Raw genomic sequence first — 22885 nt, 5'->3', positions numbered from 1 at the left:
GGTTAAAATTATTTGTAACGGTACGTAATACGCCCGCGAGTTAAATCGTAAGGCGATAGTTCGACAGTTACTTTGTCTCCAGGAAGAATACGAATGAAGTGCATTCGAATTTTTCCAGATACATGTGCCAATACTTTATGTCCATTTTCCAATTCAACACGGAACATTGCGTTTGGCAATGGTTCGATGACGGTACCTTCTACTTCAATTACGTCGTCTTTGGCCATTGGTTAGTCTCCTTTCAACTGTTTATACAGTCAGACCATGAGTTCGGCATTATAATGCCTCGAGAAACTTCTCGGCTACTTGAACAAACTTATCGTCAACACGTTGAACGACAATCTTCCAGTTCACCTTCATTTAGGGTCTAGTCAAGATCTCATAGCCATCTTCCGTAATCGCGATGGTGTGTTCATAGTGCGTGCACTTTTTCCCATCCACTGTTACGACCGTCCAATTGTCCTCCAATGTGCGGACATAACGTTCGCCAGCATTCACCATCGGCTCGATTGCTAAAACCATTCCTGGCTTTAATCTTGGCCCTCTGTTGGGAGAACCATAATTAGGAATTTGTGGATCTTCATGCAAACTTTGACCGATTCCATGTCCCACGTACTCGCGGACAATTGAATAACCAGCAGCTTCCGCATGTAGTTGAATCTCATGAGAGATATCAGAAAGGCGTCCGTCAGGAATTGCTTTCGCAAGACCTTTATATAAGGACTCTTCTGTGACTTGCATCAGGCGCTGATCCTCCAAAGAGATATTACCAACAGCATAGGTCCAGGCTGAGTCACCATGATAACCTTGGAACTTAGCACCTATATCTATGCTGATGATATCCCCTTCTTGCAATGTCCGTTTTCCTGGAATTCCATGTACGAGTTCCTCATTGACTGAGGCACAGATACTGCCTGTAAACCCACCGTAACCCTTAAACGACGGAATCGCATTATGACTGCGAATAAAAGTTTCGGCCAGCTCATCAAGTTCTTTTGTAGTAACACCCGGCTTTATGATGTTTGCCAGTTGTTGATGAGTTAAAGCGACAATTCGGCCAGCTTCCCTCATAATTTCAAGTTCAGCTCTTGACTTTATATTAATCATTATCGCTTACCCTCGCAATAACGTGGCAATATTTTCAAACACCTTTTCGATATCCTGTTCTCCATTGATTGTACGCAAGATACCCTCTCTAGAGTAATAATCAGCCAAAAGGTTAGCTTGAGAAATATTAACATCTAGACGTTGTGTTACCACTTCTGCTTTGTCATCATCTCGTTGGAATAGCTTGCTGCCATCTTTATCACAGATTCCATCCACTTGAGGTGGGTTAAACACTGTGTGGTAGCTCGCAGCGCAAGTTGGGCAGATCCAGCGACCAGTTAAACGTTCAATTAACAACTCGCGGCGAACCTCGATGTTAATCACGTGGTCAAGTTCACGTCCCAGTTCTTTTAGCATGGAGCTTAATGCTTCAGCTTGTGGAACTGTGCGCGGAAAACCATCGAGTAGAAATCCTTTTGCACAATCATCTTTACTTAAACGTTCCCGCACAATGCCGATCGTAATCTCGTCTGGTACCAAGTTACCTTTATCCATAAAGGACTTCGCTTCTATTCCTAGAGGCGTTTGGTTCTTAATAGCAGCCCGGAACATATCCCCGGTAGAGATGTGCGGGATGTTAAAGTTTTCTACGATACGTTCTGCCTGTGTGCCTTTACCGGCTCCAGGAAGACCCATCAATATTATATTCATGTCCATCCCCCGTCCACTTACGAAAGATTCTCTAAGAGATTCCTTAAAGAACTCTATCTGCACCAGATCCTCTCCCATGAGGAGGTTCAGAGGTGATTATTATACTCGTTATTTAATGAAGCCTTTGTAGTGACGCTGTATAAGCTGGCTCTCGATTTGCTTCATGGTGTCGAGAACAACCCCAATCATAATCAAGATGGAAGTACCACCGATATAAATCGAGTTAGGCAATCCAAACATCTTACTGAATGCGAAAGGCAATAGTGAGATGATAGTCAGGAATATAGCACCGGCGAACGTTAGGCGAGTTAATGTACGAGTAATATATACCTCGGTGTTTGTACCAGGACGAATTCCAGGAATGTAACCGCCATTCTTTCTCATATTTTCTGCCATTTGAGCAGGATTCATCTGAACAAATGTATAGAAGAACGTAAAGCCAATGATCAACACCGCGTAGAGTGTCATGCCAAGTGGAGAACTAACTTGGAAGTTGTTATAAATCCAGTTAGCAATTCCTTCACCAGTTGGTTTTACCCAGAAACTAGCGATTGTTGACGGAAACACTACTAGCGACACAGCGAAGATTACCGGAATAACCCCTGCTGAGTTGACTTTTAGTGGAATATGAGAAGACTGTCCACCAAACATCTTACGTCCAACAACACGTTTCGCATACTGTACAGGAATCTTACGCAAACCTTGTTGCATGAAGATAATTCCTATCACTAGCAATAGAATCGCGAGTAGAATCAGTAAGATTTTAATAACTCCGAAGAAAACTTGCGAGTTGGGATTGTTAAACTGCATATCATAGATTGCATGAATCCCACCAGGAATATTGGCGACGATACCCGCCATGATGATAATGGAAATACCATTACCAATGCCCTTTTCGGTAATTTGTTCACCTAACCACAGCAAAAAAGCAGTTCCTGCTGTTAGAGTCAACGCAATTAACAAAAAGCTGCTCCAAGATGTGTCAGTAACTAATCCGTTCATCATTCGGTTAAAACCATAGGTCATACCAAGTGACTGGATAAATCCAAGAACAATCGTACCGTAGCGTGTTACCTGTGCAATTTTGCGACGTCCCACTTCTCCTTCCTTCGACCATTGCGTAAACTTCGGAACCACATCCATGGAAAGAAGCTGCATAATGATCGAAGCAGTGATGTATGGCATAATCCCCATCGCGAAGATAGAGAATTTTTTCAATGCACCACCAGAGAATGTATCCAGAAGTCCAACAAAATTGTTGGTATTACCTTGAAGTAAATCAACATTGATGTTAGGCACAGGAACGTGGGTTCCAATTCGGAAGACGACAAGCATCAAAAGTGTGAAAAACACCTTTCGACGCAGGTCGCCTATCTTAAAGATGTTAGAAAAAGATCCTAACATTAGATCACCTCAGTGGTTCCACCGACTTGAGCAATCTTTTCAGCAGCAGTACCAGAGAATTTGTGAGCTTTTACTGTTAGCTTCACTGTTAATTCACCGTTAGCCAAAACTTTCACTCCATCACGAAGGGCACTGATAACTCCTGTTTCTTTAAGCAACTCAGGTGTAACCACTGTACCTTCAGCAAAGCGATTCAACGCATCTAGAGATACGATTGCAAATTCTTTGCGGTTGATGTTGTGGAAGCCACGTTTAGGTAAACGACGGAATAGTGGGTTTTGACCACCCTCGAATCCTGGGCGTACGCCACCACCAGAACGAGCATTTTGACCTTTGTGACCTTTACCAGCGGTTTTTCCAGTTCCGCTACCGATACCACGTCCCAGACGCTTACGCTCGTGACGGGATCCTTCTGCTGGTTTCAGTTCATGCAATTTCATAGGTTGCACCTCCTCACTATCAATCTGTAGCTTATTCTACGATTTCCTTAACATCTACAAGATGTTTAACTTTGAAAATCATACCACGCATTGCTACGTTATCTTGTTTTTCTACTGTTTGATGGATTTTGCGAAGGCCAAGGGCTTTCACCGTTTCCTTCTGGTCAGCCGGACGACCGATTAGGCTACGTTTTAGCGTGATTTGTAATGATTTCGCCATGTCCCTTTCCCTCCTTCTATCCTAAAAGTTCTGCGACAGTTTTTCCGCGAAGTTTAGCTACATCTTCAGCAGTTTTCAGACGACCAAGACCTTCTAGAGTAGCGTTAACCATGTTGATTGGATTGTTAGAACCCAAAGACTTACTCAACACGTCACCTACACCTGCAAGTTCAAGTACCGCACGAACTGGTCCACCCGCAATAACTCCTGTACCTTCAGAAGCTGGCTTGATCAATACACGGCCAGAACCGAAATGGCACAAAACTTGGTGAGGGATGGTAGTTCCTTTTAAAGGTACGCGAATCATGTTTTTCTTCGCGTCATCAATTGCTTTACGAATAGCGTCTGGTACTTCTTGAGCTTTACCCATACCAGAGCCAACATGGCCGTTCTTATCGCCTACTACTACTAGTGCGCTAAAGCTGAAGCGACGACCACCCTTAACCACTTTTGCTACGCGGTTAACAGCGACGACTCTTTCTTCTAGCTCTAATTTGCTAGCGTCGATACGCATTCTTTTCCCTCCTTGTATCTTATTGTCTCCTTAGAATTGCAGACCAGCTTCACGTGCTGCGTCAGCTAGTGCTTTAACACGTCCATGGTACAAGTAACCACCACGGTCAAAGACGATTTCAGTGAGACCTTTTTCTTGAGCGCGAGCTGCGATCAAGTTACCTACAGCAGTTGCTGCTTCAATATTAGAACCGTTACTTAAGTTAAGCTCTTTATCAAGTGAAGATGCAGATGCAAGAGTTGTACCTGCTACATCATCAATCAACTGAGCATAAATATGCTTAGAAGAACGGAAAACGTTCAAACGTGGACGAGCAGCAGAACCCATTACACGCTTACGAATACGCAGTTGACGTTTTTTCCGTGCCTTGTTTTTATCGCTTTTCGTAAACATTAAGCGGCCTCCTTTCTGATGAAACTATGCGGCTTATTTACCTTTTTTACCTTCTTTACGACGAACAACTTCATCGCTGTAACGAATACCTTTACCTTTGTATGGCTCAGGTTTACGTAGAGAACGAATTTCAGCAGCCACTTGGCCAACACGCTCTTTATCGATACCTTTAACAACTAAAGTTGTTTGGTTAGTTAATTCTAATTCGATTCCTTCTTCAGGAGTTACCTCAACTGGGTGAGAGAAACCTAGAGAAAGGGTTACACCGTTAGCAGACTTAGCTCCACGATAACCTACACCTACTAGTTCAAGTGTACGAGTGAAACCTTCAGATACACCTGCAACCATGTTCGCAACCAAGGCACGAGTAGTACCATGGAGAGAACGATGAAGTTTATTATCAGACGGACGTTCAACGATTACTTCAGATTCAGAAACGTTGATTTTGATGTCCGGATGAAAGTTACGAACGAGAGTACCCTTAGGGCCCTTTACTGTCAACTCTGTACCGTTCAGAGTTAAAGTAACGCCTGCAGGAACCGTAATCGGTTTTTTACCGACACGCGACATGACTTGCACCTCCTGTGCGTAAATCTAAAATTACCAAATATAAGCTAGAACTTCTCCACCAACATGTGCTTGACGAGCTTGCTTGTCAGTCATAACACCTTTGGAAGTAGAGATCAGAGCGACACCTAGTCCGCCCAATACACGAGGAATTTCATTGTTGTTTGCATAAACACGGTGGCCTGGCTTACTGATACGTTTCAGACCTGTGATAACACGTTCGTTGTTAACGCCGTATTTAAGGAACAAACGAATGATTCCTTGCTTGTTGTCTTCAATAAATTCTGCATCACGGATAAAGCCCTCTTCTTTCAAAAGACGAGCAATTTCCTTCTTTAAGTTAGATGCAGGAATTTCAACTTTCTCGTGGCGAACCATGTTCGCATTGCGGACGCGAGTTAGCATATCAGCAACTGGATCAGTCATTACCATGAGAGAAAAACCTCCTTCCCGTCTATATTACCAGCTGGCTTTCTTTACACCTGGAATTTGGCCTTTATAAGCCAATTCACGGAAGCAAATACGGCACAGTTTAAATTTGCGAAGCACAGAGTGCGGACGACCGCAACGCTCGCAACGAGTATACGCACGAACCTTGAACTTTGGATCACGCTGTTGCTTCACGATCATAGATTTCTTTGCCACAATTGTCCCTCCTTACGATAGGGTTTATTTACGGAATGGCATACCCATCTGAGTCAGAAGTTCACGAGCTTCTTCATCAGTTTTCGCAGATGTTACCACTACGATGTCCATACCGCGAACCTTATCAATTTTATCGTACTCGATCTCTGGAAAAATCAATTGCTCTTTAAGACCAAGAGTATAGTTTCCACGACCGTCAAAAGCTTTGGATGAGATACCACGGAAATCACGAACACGTGGTAGAGATACGTTCATCAATTTATCAAGGAACTGGTACATGCGCTCACCACGAAGTGTTACCTTCGTACCGATTGGCATATCTTCACGCAATTTGAAACCAGCGATAGATTTCTTCGCACGAGTAACAATTGGTTTTTGACCAGTGATTAATTGTAGATCTTCAATGGCTGTATCGATAGCTTTTGCGTTAGCAACTGCTTCCCCAACACCAATGTTGATTACGATTTTCTCTACTTTAGGAACTTGCATGACAGATTTATAGCTAAACTTAGTCATCAAGCTAGGAACGATTTCCTGCAAGTACTTATCTTTCAATCTTGCTGCCATTTAAGACAACCTCCTTTCCGACCTGACTACTTATCGATTACTTCGCCAGATTTTTTCGCAACCCGAACTTTTGTACCATTCTCTAATACTTTGTAACCTACGCGGGTAGGTTTACCTGATTTAGGGTCAATTAGAGAGACATTAGAAACGTGAATGGCAGCTTCTTGTGTTACGATTCCACCTTGTGGATTCGCTTGAGAAGGACGAGCATGCTTCTTCACAAGATTAATACCTTCTACCAATACACGGTCCTTTTTAGGTAAAGCGGCCAAAATTTGACCTTTTTTACCTTTGTCTTTGCCCGCAGTAACGATAACCATATCGCCTTTTTTAACGTGCATCGCTGGGTGCACCTCCTATCGAACAAAAATACAAATTTGTTACGTTAATTTAGATAACCTCAGGAGCCAGAGAGATGATCTTCATGAATTCTTTTTCACGAAGCTCACGAGCAACCGGTCCAAAGATACGTGTACCACGTGGAGAGTTATCATCCTTGATAACTACAGCTGCATTCTGGTCAAAGCGGATGTAAGAACCGTCGTTACGACGTACGCCACTAACTGTGCGAACGATAACAGCCTTAACTACTTGACCTTTCTTGACAACTCCTCCGGGTGTAGCAGCTTTGACAGAGCAAACGATAATATCGCCTACATTAGCAGTCTTGCGGCCAGATCCACCAAGAACTTTAATGCACATTAATTCCTTAGCACCAGAGTTGTCAGCAACCGCTAGTCTGGATTGAGTTTGGATCATTCTGAGTCACTCCCTTCGGATGTGATGTTTTATCCGAGTCTATCATATATTAAGCTATCTTATACAATGACAGCTTCTTGTACTACTTTTACAAGACGGAATCTCTTGTCCTTAGAAAGCGGACGAGTTTCCATAATTTCTACGATATCACCGATTTTCGCTGTATTGTTTTCATCGTGTGCTTTGAACTTTTTAGAGTACTTCACACGCTTACCATACAACGTATGTTTTTTGTAGGTTTCAACCAGAACAACAATGGTTTTGTCCATTTTGTCTGATACTACACGACCTACCAGCGTTCTACGCAAATTGCGTTGTGCGGTCATCGTTGGAACCTCCTTCCTTATATTAGCCGATTCCTAATTCACGTTGGCGTAGGATAGTTTTCGCGCATGCGATATCCTTACGCACTTGCTTAATACGAGCCGTGTTTTCCAATTGGCCAGTAGCTAATTGAAAACGAAGGTTGAACAATTCTTCTTTCAAAGAAGAAACGCTTTGTTCGATCTCGGCAGTGGTTAGATTGCGGTATTCATTAGCCTTCATGTGCGTCACCACCCACTTCTTCGCGCTTAACAAACTTACACTTAACAGGTAGTTTGTGCATAGCAAGACGCATAGCTTCACGCGCTACTTCTTCTGATACACCAGCAAGTTCAAACATAACTTTACCTGGTTTAACTACAGCAATCCATTTTTCAACGGAACCTTTACCAGAACCCATGCGGACTTCTAAAGGTTTTTGTGTGATCGGTCTGTCTGGGAAAACTTTAATCCAAACTTTACCGCCACGACGGATATAACGTGTCATCGCAATACGTGCTGCCTCGATTTGACGATTCGTTACCCAAGCTGGTTCAAGAGCTTGGAGGCCATACTCACCGAAAGCAACAGTTGTACCGCCTTTAGCGTTACCGGACAACTTCGGACGATGTTGTTTACGATGCTTCACGCGTTTAGGCATCAACATGTTTACTTGCCTCCTTCCACACGTGCAACGTTCTTCTTAGTAGGAAGAACTTCTCCACGGTAGATCCATACTTTTACACCGATGCGGCCATAAGTAGTGTGAGCTTCAGCTGTACCATAGTCGATGTCAGCACGCAGTGTATGAAGAGGTACAGTACCTTCGCTGTAACCTTCAGAACGCGCGATATCAGCTCCACCTAGACGACCACTAACAAGTGTTTTGATACCTTTCGCACCTGCACGCAAAGAACGAGTAATTGTTTGCTTTTGTGCACGACGGAAAGAAATACGGTTTTCTAATTGACGAGCAATATTTTCAGCTACAAGAGTAGCGTCAAGATCAGGTTTCTTGATCTCGTTAATATTGATGTGTACACGCTTGCTAGTAAGTTGGGAAAGAGCTTTACGAAGTGTTTCAACTTCAGATCCACCTTTACCGATAACCATACCTGGCTTAGCAGTGTGAATTGTTACGTTTACGCGATTTGCAGCGCGTTCGATTTCAACAGTAGATACAGCAGCGTCTTTAAGACGACCTTTGATGTATTTACGAATGTGAAGGTCTTCATGCAACAAAGTTGCGAAGTCCTTATCAGCATACCATCTGGATTCCCAGTCACGAATTACGCCAACTCGTAGACCGACCGGACTTACCTTTTGTCCCACTCAATTTCCCTCCTTATTTTTCGTTTAGTACCACTGTAATGTGGCTCGTACGCTTGTGAATACGGCTAGCACGACCCATTGCACGTGGACGGAATCGTTTCAAGGTAGGACCTTGATCTACGAATACTTGACCAACAACAAGGTTTTCTAGATCCATGTTGTAGTTATGCTCAGCATTAGCAATCGCAGAGTTTAAAAGCTTCTCTACTACTGGAGAACCTGCTTTAGGAGTGTGTTTCAAAATACCTAGAGCTTCTCCAATTTTCTTGCCTCTGATTAGGTCAATAACTAGACGCACTTTACGAGGCGCGATTCGAATATTACGAGCAACTGCTTTGGATTCCATGATTGTACCTCCCCTCTATGAAGAGAAAAATTAGCGCTTCTTGGATTTTTTGTCGTTGTCGACGTGACCCCTGAAGGTACGAGTAGGTGCAAATTCACCTAATTTGTGTCCGACCATATCTTCAGTCACGTATACAGGAACATGTTTACGACCATCGTATACAGCAAATGTATGACCGATAAAATCAGGGAAGATAGTAGAACGGCGTGACCAAGTTTTAACAACCTTCTTCTCGCTTTTCTCGTTCAGAGCATCAACCTTTTTCATCAAGTGGTCATCCACGAAAGGACCTTTCTTCAAGCTGCGACCCATAGTTCAGAAACCTCCCTTCGCCAAAGGCGTTCGGTTTATTGTATTATCCGGTCTTACTTCTTACGGCGACGGATAATGTATTTATCGTTCTTGTTTTTCTTCTTACGAGTCTTAAGACCCAATGCAGGTTTACCCCAAGGAGTAACTGGTGCTTTACGACCGATAGGAGCGCGACCTTCACCACCACCGTGTGGGTGATCGTTAGGGTTCATTACGCTACCGCGAACAGTAGGACGTACGCCCATCCAACGTTTACGACCAGCTTTACCGATGTTGATCAACTCATGATCCAAGTTACCAACTTGACCGATTGTAGCACGGCACACGTTGTGGATACGGCGAGTTTCACCAGAACCTAGACGTACGATTACGAATTCACCATCGCGACCTAGTAATTGAGCAGATGTACCAGCTGCACGAACCAACTGAGCACCTTTACCTGGTTTCAATTCGATGTTGTGAATTGTTGTACCAACAGGAATGTTTACAAGTGGTAAGCAGTTACCTGTTTTGATGTCTGCATCTGCGCCAGAGATGATTTCATCTCCAACTTTCAAACCATGTGGAGCGATGATGTAACGCTTTTCACCATCAGCATAGTTGATCAATGCGATGTTTGCAGAACGGTTTGGATCGTATTCGATAGTAGCTACGCGACCTACGATGCCATCTTTGTTACGTTTGAAATCGATAACACGATATTTACGCTTATGACCGCCACCTTGATGACGAACAGTGATCTTACCTTGGTTATTACGTCCAGCTTTTTTGTTAAGCGGTTGTAGAAGAGATTTCTCCGGAGTGGAGGTTGTGATCTCTTCGAAGGTAGAAACCGTCATTTGGCGACGACTCGGAGAAGTCGGTTTAAACTTCTTGATACCCATTCCTTATTCCCTCCTTATAGAAAGTCGTCGAGCTTAGATACCTTCGTAGAATTCTAGCTCTTTGCTATCAGCAGTCAACTTAACGATCGCTTTTTTCCACTCAGAAGTATATCCAGCATATTTACCATAGCGTTTAGGTTTCGCAGCAACGCGAATTGTGTTAACTGCATCAACTTTTACGCCGAAAACTTTCTCAATAGCTTGTTTGATTTCCGTTTTGTTGGCTTTCATAGGTACTTCAAAAACGTACTTCTTATCAGCCATCATATCGGTGGTGCGCTCAGTAATGATAGGGCGCTTGATAACATCATGAAGGCTCTTCATTATGCGAGCACCTCCTCTACTTTAGCAACCGCTTCTTTCGTTACGATCACTTTATCATGAGCAACTAGGTCAAGAACGTTAACACCAGCAGCATCGATGCACTTAGTGCCTGGGATGTTGCGAGAAGAAAGAGCAACGTTTTGATCATAGTCAGCAGTTACAATCAGAACTTTACGATCTACTTTCAGGTTAGAAAGAATACCAGCAAAATCCTTTGTTTTAGGAGCAGACAATGTTAAAGCTTCAAGTACCAACAATTCATTGTTTTGTACTTTTGTAGACAAAGCGGATTTAAGAGCCAAACGACGAACTTTACGGTTTAGCTTATATCCATATTTACGAGGTGTAGGTCCGAAGACTACGCCGCCGCCTTTCCATTGAGGAGAGCGAATAGAACCTTGGCGTGCACGACCAGTACCTTTTTGACGCCATGGTTTGCGTCCACCACCACGTACTTCAGAACGATTTTTAACATCGTGAGTACCTTGGCGTTGAGAAGCTTGTTGCATAACAATTGCATCAAACAGTACAGCGTTGTTAGGTTCGATACCGAATACAGCTTCAGCCAATTCGATGTCGCCTACTTGCGCACCTGTTTGGTTATAAAGAGCTACTTTTGGCATGTCAGTTCCTCCTTTCCTTATTTCTTGACAGCCGTACGTACGACTACGTAGCTGTTTTTAGGTCCAGGTATGGAACCTTTAACAAGAATCAAGTTGCGGTCTGTATCAACTTTAACAACCTCAAGGTTTTGGATTGTTACGTTGTCGCCACCCATTTGACCAGGCAATTTCATACCTTTGAACACACGGTTAGCTGCGATAGAACCCATGGAACCAGGTCCACGATGGTAACGGGAACCGTGAGCCATTGGTCCGCGAGAATGGTTGTGACGCTTGATGGCACCAGCAAATCCTTTACCTTTGCTTACACCAGAAACATCAACTGCTTCTCCTGCGGCAAAAATATCAGCTTTAAGTTCTTGACCTACCTCATAATCAGCGAGGTTGATTCCGTCGATTTCACGGATGAAGCGCTTAGGTGCAGTGTTAGCTTTAGCTGCGTGTCCTTTTTCAGGCTTATTCGCACGATGATCTTTCTTATCGTCGAAACCGATCTGAATCGCTTCATATCCATCAGTTGCTTGATCCTTCTTTTGAAGAACCACGCAAGGTCCTGCTTGGATTACAGTAACAGCAGTTGCTGTACCATTTGGAGCGAAGACTTGAGTCATTCCAAGTTTTTTTCCTAAGATTCCTTTGGTCATTTGTGCCACCTCCTACATTACATTTTCATAAAATGACCTTTGTTGTATCAAGTCCCTACTGACGAGCAGGGGAGCTATATGATGAATCCTCTAACTTCCGTACTCATCAAGACAACGCTGGCTAGCGTGTCATTCTCTAGGTAGAGATTAAAGCTTAATCTCAATATCAACACCAGATGGTAGATCCAAACGCATTAGTGCATCAACCGTTTGTGGTGTTGGATTCAAGATATCAATTAGACGTTTATGCGTACGCATTTCGAATTGCTCACGAGAATCTTTATACTTATGAACCGCACGAAGAATTGTGTACACAGCTTTCTCAGTAGGAAGTGGAATCGGACCAGATACATTTGCACCGGAACGTTTCGCAGTTTCTACGATTTTTTCAGCTGATTGATCTAGAATCTTATGATCATATGCTTTCAATCGGATACGAATCTTTTGTTTTGCCATTGTAGTCCCTCCTTTTTCGCCCATATTATAACGGACATTTCTCCGCGAAAATATCCTGCACCCCAGCAATGGCAAAGGAGCCGGGTGTGTCAGCAACCTCCCGCATCATCGCAAGTCCATGACCAACATTCACTATTTTACTAAATTAATATAGGCATTGCAAGTTTTTTTTGTAATTCCTTTGATTTTCTAATGAAACAAGTATAATAGAGACATGCGGGTTACGACCTTTGCTATTATACAATAGAAAGGAGCCTTCATGTGATTGAAAAGAATGGAAGTCTTTATGACCAAATCGGAGGAGCTCCCATCCTAAACAAACTAGTGGATCACTTCTATGACTTGGTTGCCAAGCATGAAGACTTAATTCCTATTTTCCCGTCTGACCTCACAGAAGTAAAGGCAAAGCAAGCCTTATTCCTAACGCAATTTCTTGGTGGTCCTTCTCTTTATTCTGAGAAACATGGACATCCCATGCTACGAGCACGTCACTTGCCTTTTGCGATTACTCCCAAAAGGGCAGGAGCTTGGCTTTTTTGCATGGAACAAGCTTTAGACCATACTGAAATCGAAGAACCAATAAAATCTCAGATTTTTGAACGTCTTACACTAACAGCTCATCACATGATCAATCATTGGAATCAAGAAGAAGGAACGCCATCGTAGGCGCCCCTTCTTCCTTTAATTAGGTACAGATACTTTTACGGTCCGCGATTTAGTTGCGCCTAGGTATACTCCCGCAATAGTGCAAACTAGAGCCACAATAGCTAGATAAGTGAGAGGTTCATCAATAAGCCAAGCAGCAAATAATAAGCTTGCAATTGGCATTCCATTTAAGAATATGGATGTTTGGCTAGCTCCAATCTTTTGAATACCATAATTCCACCCTAAAGAACCAAGTCCACTCGATATACCTCCAGAACAAAGAATCACAAACCAGGTAAATACACTAGTATCCAATTGCTGAAAAATGTTTGTGGGATACATACCTATAGTTAAAACCCCTAAGATTAATGCTCCTATCCATTGAGAATAGGCAGTTAACTCCCACACAGGTAAACCAGTTGACTTAGCTTTTCTAACAAATAGTCCACCAGCTACATACATAAGCATGGAACCAAAGATAATAATCTCACCTAATCCAAAAGCTAATTGTCCATTTCCTTTTGATGTTACCGCAATGATTACACCAGCAAAACCAAGCAGGATGCCCATGCTTTTACGGATAGTCAGTTTTTCGCTTAAAAACATGGCTGCTAATAACGTAGTTGCTAATGGATTTAATGCTAGTATCAACGAGGAGCTTCCCGCGGTACTGTGTTGAAGACCCCACGCTAATAGAATCTGATGCAATGCAATTGATGAGGAACCGATGGCTAGTATAAACAACCATTGCTTTACTGAGAGTTTACGCTTTTCTCTCTTCTTTATAAATAAGATCGGTGTAAGCACGATTGCTGCTATCAGCATTCGAATTGCTGCAATTAATACTGGAGGAAAAAAAGACAGGTATTTCACCATCACCACATTAAGTCCCCAGATGCATACTACTGAAATTAGTATGACATATATGTATGAATCTTTCTTCCCCACTTATAATCCACTTCCCTACTGAAAAGTATGAAAGACATTGTAACAGGCACGTACTCATTTGGCTATAGAGACAGTATCATTAAAGGTACTTACTTTTCAGAAGAGTGTCTTTCATTATGCGCACAAAAAACCCGAGGAGAATATCCTCGGGTTTTTATAACAAGTAAAAACTATTCAACGATAGTAGATACTACGCCAGCGCCTACTGTACGGCCACCTTCGCGAATCGCGAAACGAGTACCTTGTTCCATTGCAACTGGAGCGATAAGTTCAACAGTGAACTCAGTGTTATCGCCAGGCATGATCATTTCAACGCCTTCTGGCAATTGAACGATACCTGTTACGTCAGTTGTACGGAAGTAGAACTGTGGACGGTAGTTAGCGAAGAATGGAGTGTGACGTCCACCCTCTTCTTTAGAAAGAACGTAAACTTCACATTTAAATTTAGTGTAAGGTTTAACGGAACCTGGCTTAGCTAGACATTGTCCACGCTCGATGTCTTTACGCTCAACACCACGAAGAAGCGCACCAATGTTATCCCCTGCTTGAGCTTGGTCAAGAAGCTTACGGAACATCTCAACACCTGTTACAGTGGAGTTGCGAGTTTCTTCTTGAAGACCGATGATTTCGATTGAGTCACCAACTTTGATGATACCGCGCTCAACACGACCAGTAGCAACTGTACCACGACCAGTGATTGTGAATACGTCCTCTACAGGCATCAAGAAAGGTTTGTCAGTAGCACGTTCTGGAGTTGGGATGTAAGAATCAACAGCTTCCATCAACTCAAGAATTTTCTTAGCCCAATCGCCATTTGGATTGTCCAAAGCTTCTTTAGCAGAACCTTTGATTACTGGAGTATCGTCACCTGGGAACTCATATTGAGACAATAGGTCACGGATTTCCATTTCAACTAGTTCTAGCAACTCTTCATCGTCAACCATGTCGCATTTGTTCATGAATACTACGATGTAAGGTACACCTACTTGTTTAGAAAGAAGGATGTGCTCACGAGTTTGTGGCATTGGACCGTCAGCAGCAGATACTACTAGGATCGCTCCGTCCATTTGTGCAGCACCAGTGATCATGTTTTTAACATAGTCAGCATGGCCTGGGCAGTCAACGTGTGCATAGTGACGGTTTTCAGTTTCGTACTCAACGTGTGCAGTGTTGATTGTGATACCGCGCTCGCGCTCTTCAGGAGCAGCGTCGATGCTACCGTAGTCCATAGCAGTTGCTCCACCAGTTACTGCAAGAACAGTAGTGATAGCAGCTGTTAGAGTTGTTTTACCATGGTCAACGTGACCGATAGTACCAATGTTAACGTGGGGTTTATTCCGCTCAAATTTTGCTTTTGCCATGAGAATATATGCCTCCTTAAAGATTAAAGGTTTTTATAATAAGTATAGAGAGAAAGATTTACATGAAGTTTGTAGTAACCAAACAATATTGTAAACCTTTCTTCTTTGAAGATAAAGAGAGAAATCTACACTAGAAGTAAATTCTCAAAAAATAGATACTGATTATTCACCTTTAGTTTTCTTGATGATTTCCTCAGAAATATTTCTTGGTACTTCTTCGTAGTGGTCGATTTGCATAGAGTACTGACCGCGACCTTGTGTACGGGAGCGTAATACTGTAGAGTAACCAAACATCTCGGAAAGAGGAACCATTGCACGGATAACCTGTGCGTTTGCACGAGCATCCATACCTTCGATACGTCCACGACGAGAGTTGATGTCACCCATTACGTCACCCATGTAGTCTTCAGGTACAGTAACTTCTACTTTCATAACTGGCTCAAGAAGAACAGCTCCACATTTCTTAGCTGCCTCTTTAAGTGCCAAGGAACCTGCAACTTTAAACGCCATCTCAGAGGAGTCTACATCATGGTAGCTACCATCAAGAAGAACAGCTTTAATGTCAACAAGTGGGAATCCTGCAAGAACACCATTTTTCATGGATTCTTCAATACCTGATTGAGCTGCTGGGATGTATTCACGAGGAATCGCACCACCGACAACCTTGTTCTCGAACACGAAGCCTTGACCAGCTTCAAGTGGAGAGAACTCAACCACAACGTGACCGTATTGACCACGACCACCGGATTGACGTACGAATTTACCATCAACTTTAGCAGTTCCACGGAATGTTTCACGGTAAGCTACTTGTGGAGCACCCACGTTAGCTTCTACCTTGAATTCGCGTCTCATACGGTCAACGATGATATCAAGGTGAAGCTCACCCATACCACCGATGATGGTTTGTCCAGTTTCTTCATCTGTGTGCGTACGGAACGTTGGATCCTCTTCAGAAAGTTTAGAAAGGGCAATACCCATCTTATCTTGGTCTGCTTTAGATTTTGGTTCGATAGCAACATGAATTACTGGATCAGGGAATGTCATGGACTCAAGGATAACTGGCGATTTCTCATCGCACAAAGTATCCCCAGTTGTAGTATCTTTCAAACCTACAGCTGCAGCAATATCACCGGAGTAAACCATAGGGATCTCTTCACGGTGGTTAGCGTGCATTTGCAGAATACGTCCGATACGCTCGCGTTTACCCTTAGTAGAGTTAAGCAAGTAAGAACCAGAGGAAAGATTACCAGAGTATACACGGAAGAATGTAAGTTTACCAACGTAAGGGTCAGTCATGATCTTAAATGCAAGAGCAGAGAACGGACCATTGTCATCAGATTCACGAACAACTACTTCATCACTATCTGGAAGAGTACCTTTGATTGCTGGTACGTCAATTGGAGATGGCAAGTAGTCAACTACTGCATCCAACATCAATTGAACACCTTTGTTCTTGTAAGAAGAACCACAAAGAACAGGTACTAGGTTTACTGCGATTGTACCTTTACGAAGAGCAACTTTGATTTCTTCAATCGTTAACTCTTCTCCTTCAAGGTATTTCATCATTAGTTCTTCATCTTGTTCCGCAGCTGCTTCAACAAGATGCATGCGAAGTTCTTCGCATCTATCTTTCAATTCAGCAGGAATCTCGGCAGTTTCAGAAGTTTTACCCAAGTCATCAATATAGATATGAGCTTTCATTTCAACAAGATCAATGATACCTGTGAAATTATCTTCAGCTCCAATTGGGTATTGGATAGCTACTGGGTTAGCACCTAGACGCTCTTTGATTTGATCTAAACACATATCAAAATCAGCACCCATGATATCCATTTTATTTACGTAACAAACACGTGGTACGCCATAACGGTCTGCTTGACGCCATACAGTCTCAGACTGTGGCTCTACTCCGCCTTTCGCGTCAAAAACCGCAACAGTACCATCAAGTACGCGCAGAGAACGTTCAACTTCAACTGTGAAGTCCACGTGACCAGGAGTATCGATGATGTTGATGCGGTGACCATTCCATTGAGCAGTCGTAGCAGCAGAGGTAATTGTAATACCGCGCTCTTGTTCTTGTTCCATCCAGTCCATCGTTGCGGCACCTTCGTGTGTCTCACCGATTTTGTGAACGCGACCGGTATAAAAAAGAATACGCTCGGTTGTTGTCGTTTTACCGGCATCAATGTGTGCCATGATACCGATATTACGCGTATTCGCTAGAGAGAATTCGCGAGCCATTTAGGAATTGCTCCTTCCATACTCATATGTGAGAATATGCGGGTACCAGAAGATACCCGCTTTGCATTCTACCAGCGATAGTGTGCAAACGCTTTGTTTGCTTCAGCCATTTTGTGAGTGTCCTCACGTTTCTTAACAGCTGCACCAGTACTGTTTGCTGCATCCATAATTTCGTTAGCTAAACGCTGTTCCATAGTTTTTTCACCACGAAGACGAGCGTAGTTTACTAACCAACGAAGACCAAGAGTCGTACGACGCTCAGGTTTAACCTCGATAGGTACTTGGTAGTTAGCACCACCTACACGGCGAGCTTTTACCTCAAGTACTGGCATGATGTTTTTCAGAGCTTCTTCGAACACTTCCATAGGGTTGCGTCCTGTACGTTCTTGAATGATGTCAAACGAGTTATATAGGATATTTTGCGCAACTCCACGTTTACCATCCAACATCAAACGGTTGATTAAACGAGTAACCAACTTACTGTTATGAATTGGATCTGGCAATACGTCGCGTCGAGCAACTGGACCTTTACGCGGCATCAAGTTTCCCTCCTTTACCTAGAGTTATTATAGGGTAATCACGCAAAGTGATTATTTCTTTGCAGGTTTCGGACGTTTTGTACCATACTTGGAGCGAGATTGCATACGGTTGTTAACACCCGCTGTATCAAGCGCACCACGTACGATATGATAACGTACCCCTGGTAAGTCTTTTACACGACCACCACGAACTAGTACAACACTATGTTCTTGAAGGTTGTGACCGATACCTCCGATGTAAGCTGTAACCTCGATTCCGTTAGTTAAACGTACACGAGCATACTTACGAAGGGCGGAGTTCGGTTTTTTAGGTGTCATTGTACCTACACGAGTACATACACCACGTTTTTGAGGTGAACTTTGGTTCGTTTGGGATTTCTTAAAGCTGTTGTACCCTTTTTGTAGAGCTGGGGACTTAGACTTTACGACTTTATCTTTACGACCTTTGCGCACTAATTGGTTAATTGTAGGCATGATCTTTTTCCTCCTTCCTCATTCTTTAGTGTAAGACCACAGATCCAGGTGAATCACTTATGGGCAAAATAAGATGCCTTTGCCGGAAAAACGCAACGTTCTTCAACAAAAACATAGCTTAACCACTCTTTTTTATTGCACAAGCGGCTGCCCCAACTTGTATCCCGCACGCTTTACCTAAACGTTTCGCGGAATCAACAAAGTTGACGGGAACACCCTTTTCTTTACATAGAAGTGCGACCTTTTGTATTAAACGTCTATCTGCATCCTTAGCCAAAAACACTTCCTCAACAAGGTTATGTTCAATTGCTTTGGTAGTTTGATTAATACCGATCGTTAACTCCTTTGCCCACTCTACTTTTTCATAAGACATGATGATCATATCCTCCAAAGTAATTGAGTTATCAGGCACACTCAAGTATCATACCAGCTATCTTTATAGAAGTCAACCTATGAGTCTATAAAAATTTTGTTTTCTATTAAATTGATAAGGAGGCAGTTCCTCCTGAAGGAGAAACGCCTCTTTATCAGTATAACGGATTAAGATTCTGCAGATACGGTTTCTAGCATTTCAGCTTTGTTACCTTCTGCTTGTTCACGATTTAAGAGTTTTGAATTGCGATAGCGATTCATGCCGGTACCAGCTGGGATCAGCTTACCGATAATTACGTTCTCTTTCAATCCAAGTAGTTTATCTACTTTACCCTTAATTGCTGCATCTGTAAGAACACGCGTTGTTTCCTGGAAGGATGCTGCAGACAAGAAGGAGTCTGTTTCCAAGGATGCTTTTGTGATACCAAGCAACACTGGACGCCCAACTGCTGGACTCTTGCCAGACATAAGAACTTTTGCATTTGCAAGTTCGAATTCATGCACTTCCACGAAAGAACCTGGCAACAGATCAGTTTCTCCACTATCAATTACACGCAATTTACGAAGCATTTGACGAATCATTACCTCTACGTGCTTGTCGTTGATTTCTACCCCTTGCATACGGTAAACTTTTTGAACCTCTTGCAAGATGTAGTTGGATACACCGCGTTGTCCGCGTACTTTCAGCATTTCTTTCGGGTCTACGGAACCCTCTGTCAACTCATCACCAGCGTTTAGCTTCTGACCAAGAGTAACTTTAATACGTGAGCCATATGGAGCAGCGTATTCTTTATTCTCAGCTTCACCGCGTACTTCGATGATTCGTTTGTCTTTATCTTCACGGATGCTGATTACTTCCGCGTCGATTTCCGTAATAACCGCTTGACCTTTAGGATTACGCGCCTCAAACAACTCTTGAATACGCGGTAAACCTTGCGTGATATCGTCTCCTGCTACCCCACCGGTATGGAAAGTACGCATTGTTAACTGTGTACCTGGCTCACCAATGGATTGTGCAGCGATAATACCAACTGCTTCCCCGATTTCTACCTCTGCTCCTGTAGCCAAGTTGCGGCCATAGCAACGTTTGCAGACACCGTGGCTTGTGCGGCAAGCAAGTACGTTACGAATGTAAACATCTTGAATGCCAAGTTTTACGATATATTCCGCCATGTCTTCGGTAATTTCCTCATTACGATGAACAAGAATTTCACCCGTTTCAGGATGACGTACTGTCTCAAAGCAAGTACGGCCTTCTAAACGATCAGACAGTTTTTCGATTTCTTCTTTACCATCTTTAATAGCGCTCACGCGAATACCTTTATCTGTTCCGCAATCTTCTTCGCGAACGATAACGTCTTGCGCTACGTCTACTAGACGACGAGTCAAGTAACCTGAGTCAGCTGTACGCAGGGCTGTATCGGCCAAACCTTTACGCGCACCATGCGTAGAGATGAAGTATTCCAATACCGATAGACCTTCACGGAAGTTGGATTTGATTGGTAACTCAATGATTCGACCTGATGGATTCGCCATCAGACCGCGCATACCAGCTAACTGAGTGATCTGGGATACGTTACCACGGGCACCGGAATTAGCCATCATGTAAATCGCATTGAATTGATCCATGGATTTCATGAGAACTTCGGTTACTTCATCTTTTGCTTTTGACCAAATTGAGATTACACGATCATAACGCTCATCCTCGGTAATTAAACCACGACGAAATTGCGCCATTACCGCACTTACTTTTTCGTCAGCAGAGTCAAGTATTGCTTGTTTTTCGGATGGAACTACGATATCCGCAACGGCGATCGTAATACCAGCCTTCGTCGAATATTTAAATGCCAATTCTTTAATCTTATCAAGAATTTCAGATGTCATGGTTGTTCCAAAACGGCGGAAACATTCAGCAATGATTGTTCCCAAGAAGCCTTTCTTCACAGCACCAGGATCCTTCAAATTCTGAATAAAATTATTAGTATCTTGGCCCTTTTCGAACATAAAGTACTCATCAGATACTTGGTTCTGAAGGTTGTCTCTTGTAGGAGCATTGATGTAAGGCAACTCTGGAGGGAAGATCTCGTTGAAGATTACTTTCCCTACTGTAGTAGCTAACAATGACTCTTGTTGTTGTTCCGTAAACGACGTTTTGCTCAAACTCTTCGCCGGAATAAGAATACGCGTTTGCAAAGTGATGTACGCATTCTCATAAGCTGCAATTGCATCGGCTGGATCGCGGAAGATAGAACCTTCTCCCACGTCACCTTTACGCTCCAAAGTCAGATAATAAGAACCAAGCACCATATCCTGAGAAGGTGTAACAACTGGTTTACCATCTTTCGGGTTCAAGATGTTTTGTGCAGCAAGCATCAAGATACGAGCTTCAGCTTGTGCTTCTGCAGACAATGGTACGTGGACCGCCATTTGGTCACCGTCAAAGTCAGCGTTATAAGCTGTACATACGAGCGGATGCAGACGAATTGCGCGTCCCTCTACCAATACCGGTTCAAATGCTTGAATACCCAAACGGTGCAAGGTAGGTGCGCGGTTTAGTAATACAGGATGCTCTTTGATTACCTCTTCTAGAACGTCCCATACTTCATGTTGTACGCGCTCAACTTTACGTTTCGCACTCTTGATGTTATGAGCTAGGCCTTTTGCTACAAGCTCCTTCATTACGAAAGGCTTGAAGAGTTCCAACGCCATTTCCTTAGGCAGACCGCATTGGTACATACGCAAGTTCGGTCCTACTACGATAACGGAACGACCAGAGTAGTCAACACGTTTACCCAAAAGGTTTTGACGGAAACGACCTTGCTTACCTTTAAGCATATGGCTCAAAGATTTCAATGGACGGTTACCAGGGCCGGTAACAGGACGTCCACGACGACCGTTATCAATCAACGCATCTACTGCTTCTTGTAGCATACGTTTTTCGTTTTGTACGATAATGTCTGGTGCGCCAAGTTCAAGTAGGCGTTTCAGACGGTTGTTACGGTTGATTACACGACGATACAGGTCATTCAGGTCAGAAGTCGCAAAACGACCACCATCCAACTGTACCATCGGACGCAATTCTGGAGGAATTACAGGCAATACGTCAAGTACCATCCAATCAGGGCGATTACCAGAGTTACGGAACGCTTCCAATACCTCTAAACGTTTAATCGCACGAGTGCGTCGTTGACCTTGCACAGTTTTTAAATCTTCCTTCAGAGTGCCTACTTCTTTTTCTAGATCAATTTCAGCCAATAGGCGGCGGATTGCTTCAGCACCCATCGCTGCTTGGAAAGATTGACCATACTTTTCGCGGTAGTTACGGTATTCTTTTTCAGACAAAAGTTGCTTTTTGTCCAAAGGAGTATCTCCTGCATCTACTACTACATAAGAAGCAAAGTAGATAACTTCCTCAAGGGAACGAGGAGACATATCCAGTACCAGACCCATACGGCTCGGGATACCTTTGAAATACCAGATGTGGGAAACAGGAGCAGCAAGCTCAATGTGTCCCATACGTTCACGACGCACTTTTGCACGAGTTACCTCAACGCCGCATCGATCACAAACTACGCCTTTATAACGAACGCGCTTGTATTTACCGCAATGACATTCCCAATCCTTAGTTGGTCCGAAAATACGTTCACAGAACAAACCATCTTTTTCAGGTTTCAGGGTACGGTAGTTAATTGTTTCAGGTTTTTTAACTTCCCCGAAAGACCACGAACGGATCTTATCGGGAGAAGCTAAACCAATCTTCATATATTCAAAATTATTGACGTCAATCACAGGGCGTTACCTCCCTCTTGTACCG

General features: G+C 43.2%; 33 protein-coding genes and 1 pseudogene. 1 reads left to right on the top strand and 33 read right to left on the bottom strand.

Translation table 11 applies throughout. The features are described from left to right. Positions 1-8 precede the first annotated feature (8 nt). The 26 genes and pseudogenes from EEL30_07155 to EEL30_07030 all read right to left on the bottom strand — a co-directional run bounded on the left by EEL30_07155 (position 9) and on the right by EEL30_07030 (position 12696). On the bottom strand, positions 9-227 hold the full coding sequence (locus tag EEL30_07155) for a translation initiation factor IF-1 (protein QDX92167.1): 219 nt from the start codon (positions 225-227) through the stop codon (positions 9-11). Positions 228-360: 133 nt separating this feature from the next. Continuing rightward, on the bottom strand, positions 361-1107 hold the full coding sequence (gene map / locus EEL30_07150) for a type I methionyl aminopeptidase (GenBank protein ID QDX92166.1): 747 nt from the start codon (positions 1105-1107) through the stop codon (positions 361-363). Between the two features lie 6 nt (positions 1108-1113). Next, entirely contained in the window at positions 1114-1758 is a 645-nt protein-coding gene (locus tag EEL30_07145; protein QDX95694.1) for an adenylate kinase, read from the bottom strand. A 108-nt stretch (positions 1759-1866) separates the two neighbouring features. Then, positions 1867-3162, bottom strand: coding sequence for a preprotein translocase subunit SecY (secY, locus tag EEL30_07140; GenBank protein ID QDX92165.1), 1296 nt, complete (start codon positions 3160-3162; stop codon positions 1867-1869). Next, positions 3162-3602 (bottom strand): 50S ribosomal protein L15, encoded by a 441-nt coding sequence (locus EEL30_07135; GenBank protein QDX92164.1) that lies wholly within the window; start codon positions 3600-3602, stop codon positions 3162-3164. Before EEL30_07135 ends, secY begins: the two co-directional genes overlap by 1 nt. Positions 3603-3633: 31 nt before the next feature. Next, positions 3634-3822 carry a 50S ribosomal protein L30 gene (locus EEL30_07130; GenBank protein ID QDX92163.1) on the bottom strand — a complete coding sequence of 63 codons (189 nt, stop codon included), beginning with the start codon at positions 3820-3822 and terminating at the stop codon, positions 3634-3636. Positions 3823-3838: 16 nt separating this feature from the next. After that, positions 3839-4336 (bottom strand): 30S ribosomal protein S5, encoded by a 498-nt coding sequence (locus EEL30_07125; GenBank protein ID QDX92162.1) that lies wholly within the window; start codon positions 4334-4336, stop codon positions 3839-3841. A 30-nt stretch (positions 4337-4366) separates the two neighbouring features. Beyond that, positions 4367-4729 (bottom strand): 50S ribosomal protein L18, encoded by a 363-nt coding sequence (locus tag EEL30_07120; GenBank protein ID QDX92161.1) that lies wholly within the window; start codon positions 4727-4729, stop codon positions 4367-4369. 33 nt (positions 4730-4762) lie between these two features. Beyond that, positions 4763-5299, bottom strand: coding sequence for a 50S ribosomal protein L6 (locus tag EEL30_07115; protein ID QDX92160.1), 537 nt, complete (start codon positions 5297-5299; stop codon positions 4763-4765). 30 nt (positions 5300-5329) lie between these two features. Next, the gene (locus EEL30_07110; GenBank protein QDX92159.1) at positions 5330-5728 is read right to left on the bottom strand and encodes a 30S ribosomal protein S8; all 399 of its coding nucleotides are present in this window, start codon (positions 5726-5728) and stop codon (positions 5330-5332) included. A 27-nt stretch (positions 5729-5755) separates the two neighbouring features. Next, on the bottom strand, positions 5756-5941 hold the full coding sequence (locus EEL30_07105; GenBank protein QDX92158.1) for a type Z 30S ribosomal protein S14: 186 nt from the start codon (positions 5939-5941) through the stop codon (positions 5756-5758). Positions 5942-5965: 24 nt separating this feature from the next. Continuing rightward, positions 5966-6508 carry a 50S ribosomal protein L5 gene (locus EEL30_07100; GenBank protein ID QDX92157.1) on the bottom strand — a complete coding sequence of 181 codons (543 nt, stop codon included), beginning with the start codon at positions 6506-6508 and terminating at the stop codon, positions 5966-5968. Positions 6509-6534: 26 nt separating this feature from the next. Continuing rightward, positions 6535-6849 carry a 50S ribosomal protein L24 gene (locus EEL30_07095; GenBank protein ID QDX92156.1) on the bottom strand — a complete coding sequence of 105 codons (315 nt, stop codon included), beginning with the start codon at positions 6847-6849 and terminating at the stop codon, positions 6535-6537. A 49-nt stretch (positions 6850-6898) separates the two neighbouring features. Further along, on the bottom strand, positions 6899-7267 hold the full coding sequence (locus EEL30_07090) for a 50S ribosomal protein L14 (protein QDX92155.1): 369 nt from the start codon (positions 7265-7267) through the stop codon (positions 6899-6901). A gap of 59 nt (positions 7268-7326) precedes the next feature. Continuing rightward, complete coding sequence (locus EEL30_07085; protein ID QDX92154.1) at positions 7327-7593, bottom strand: 30S ribosomal protein S17; 267 nt, start codon at positions 7591-7593, stop codon at positions 7327-7329. Positions 7594-7615: 22 nt separating this feature from the next. Further along, positions 7616-7813 carry a 50S ribosomal protein L29 gene (locus EEL30_07080; GenBank protein QDX92153.1) on the bottom strand — a complete coding sequence of 66 codons (198 nt, stop codon included), beginning with the start codon at positions 7811-7813 and terminating at the stop codon, positions 7616-7618. Then, a complete protein-coding gene (locus EEL30_07075) occupies positions 7803-8237 on the bottom strand; it encodes a 50S ribosomal protein L16 (GenBank protein ID QDX92152.1) in 435 nt (144 codons plus the stop codon). Before EEL30_07075 ends, EEL30_07080 begins: the two co-directional genes overlap by 11 nt. A gap of 2 nt (positions 8238-8239) precedes the next feature. Further along, positions 8240-8902, bottom strand: a complete 663-nt coding sequence (locus EEL30_07070) for a 30S ribosomal protein S3 (protein QDX92151.1) — start codon at positions 8900-8902, stop codon at positions 8240-8242. 13 nt (positions 8903-8915) lie between these two features. Further along, positions 8916-9248, bottom strand: coding sequence for a 50S ribosomal protein L22 (gene rplV, locus EEL30_07065; protein ID QDX92150.1), 333 nt, complete (start codon positions 9246-9248; stop codon positions 8916-8918). Positions 9249-9278: 30 nt separating this feature from the next. Continuing rightward, the gene (locus EEL30_07060; protein QDX92149.1) at positions 9279-9560 is read right to left on the bottom strand and encodes a 30S ribosomal protein S19; all 282 of its coding nucleotides are present in this window, start codon (positions 9558-9560) and stop codon (positions 9279-9281) included. Positions 9561-9613: 53 nt separating this feature from the next. After that, positions 9614-10444 (bottom strand): 50S ribosomal protein L2, encoded by an 831-nt coding sequence (locus tag EEL30_07055; GenBank protein QDX92148.1) that lies wholly within the window; start codon positions 10442-10444, stop codon positions 9614-9616. 33 nt (positions 10445-10477) lie between these two features. Beyond that, entirely contained in the window at positions 10478-10768 is a 291-nt protein-coding gene (locus tag EEL30_07050; protein QDX92147.1) for a 50S ribosomal protein L23, read from the bottom strand. Beyond that, positions 10768-11391, bottom strand: coding sequence for a 50S ribosomal protein L4 (locus EEL30_07045; protein ID QDX92146.1), 624 nt, complete (start codon positions 11389-11391; stop codon positions 10768-10770). Before EEL30_07045 ends, EEL30_07050 begins: the two co-directional genes overlap by 1 nt. A gap of 17 nt (positions 11392-11408) precedes the next feature. Then, positions 11409-12035, bottom strand: a complete 627-nt coding sequence (locus EEL30_07040) for a 50S ribosomal protein L3 (protein QDX92145.1) — start codon at positions 12033-12035, stop codon at positions 11409-11411. A gap of 147 nt (positions 12036-12182) precedes the next feature. Continuing rightward, a complete protein-coding gene (locus tag EEL30_07035; protein QDX92144.1) occupies positions 12183-12491 on the bottom strand; it encodes a 30S ribosomal protein S10 in 309 nt (102 codons plus the stop codon). Next, positions 12461-12696 (bottom strand): annotated as a pseudogene (locus EEL30_07030) (hypothetical protein). The gene EEL30_07035 and the pseudogene EEL30_07030 overlap by 31 nt, the downstream one beginning before the upstream one ends. A 56-nt stretch (positions 12697-12752) precedes the next feature. On the opposite strand from EEL30_07030, the gene EEL30_07025 reads away from it, so the two are divergent. Next, positions 12753-13157, top strand: a complete 405-nt coding sequence (locus tag EEL30_07025) for a globin (protein QDX92143.1) — start codon at positions 12753-12755, stop codon at positions 13155-13157. A 15-nt stretch (positions 13158-13172) separates the two neighbouring features. Here the strand turns inward: EEL30_07025 and EEL30_07020 are convergent, their stop codons facing one another. The 7 genes from EEL30_07020 to rpoC form a co-directional block, all read right to left on the bottom strand. Continuing rightward, on the bottom strand, positions 13173-14084 hold the full coding sequence (locus tag EEL30_07020; GenBank protein ID QDX92142.1) for a DMT family transporter: 912 nt from the start codon (positions 14082-14084) through the stop codon (positions 13173-13175). Positions 14085-14254: 170 nt separating this feature from the next. Beyond that, a complete protein-coding gene (gene tuf / locus EEL30_07015) occupies positions 14255-15445 on the bottom strand; it encodes an elongation factor Tu (GenBank protein QDX92141.1) in 1191 nt (396 codons plus the stop codon). Positions 15446-15607: 162 nt separating this feature from the next. Then, on the bottom strand, positions 15608-17686 hold the full coding sequence (gene fusA / locus EEL30_07010) for an elongation factor G (GenBank protein QDX92140.1): 2079 nt from the start codon (positions 17684-17686) through the stop codon (positions 15608-15610). Positions 17687-17754: 68 nt separating this feature from the next. Next, on the bottom strand, positions 17755-18225 hold the full coding sequence (locus EEL30_07005; GenBank protein ID QDX92139.1) for a 30S ribosomal protein S7: 471 nt from the start codon (positions 18223-18225) through the stop codon (positions 17755-17757). A 51-nt stretch (positions 18226-18276) separates the two neighbouring features. Further along, on the bottom strand, positions 18277-18699 hold the full coding sequence (locus tag EEL30_07000) for a 30S ribosomal protein S12 (protein ID QDX92138.1): 423 nt from the start codon (positions 18697-18699) through the stop codon (positions 18277-18279). A 118-nt stretch (positions 18700-18817) separates the two neighbouring features. Continuing rightward, positions 18818-19072 (bottom strand): 50S ribosomal protein L7ae-like protein, encoded by a 255-nt coding sequence (locus EEL30_06995; GenBank protein QDX92137.1) that lies wholly within the window; start codon positions 19070-19072, stop codon positions 18818-18820. Positions 19073-19239: 167 nt separating this feature from the next. Then, the gene (gene rpoC, locus EEL30_06990; protein ID QDX92136.1) at positions 19240-22860 is read right to left on the bottom strand and encodes a DNA-directed RNA polymerase subunit beta'; all 3621 of its coding nucleotides are present in this window, start codon (positions 22858-22860) and stop codon (positions 19240-19242) included. Between the last annotated feature and the right edge of the window lie 25 nt (positions 22861-22885).

The organism is Brevibacillus laterosporus, assembly GCA_007833815.1.
Lineage (GTDB): Bacteria > Bacillota > Bacilli > Brevibacillales > Brevibacillaceae > Brevibacillus_B > Brevibacillus_B laterosporus_D.
The sequence above is the reverse complement of the archived record's forward strand: the minus strand, read 5'-3'. Positions and strand labels throughout refer to the sequence as shown.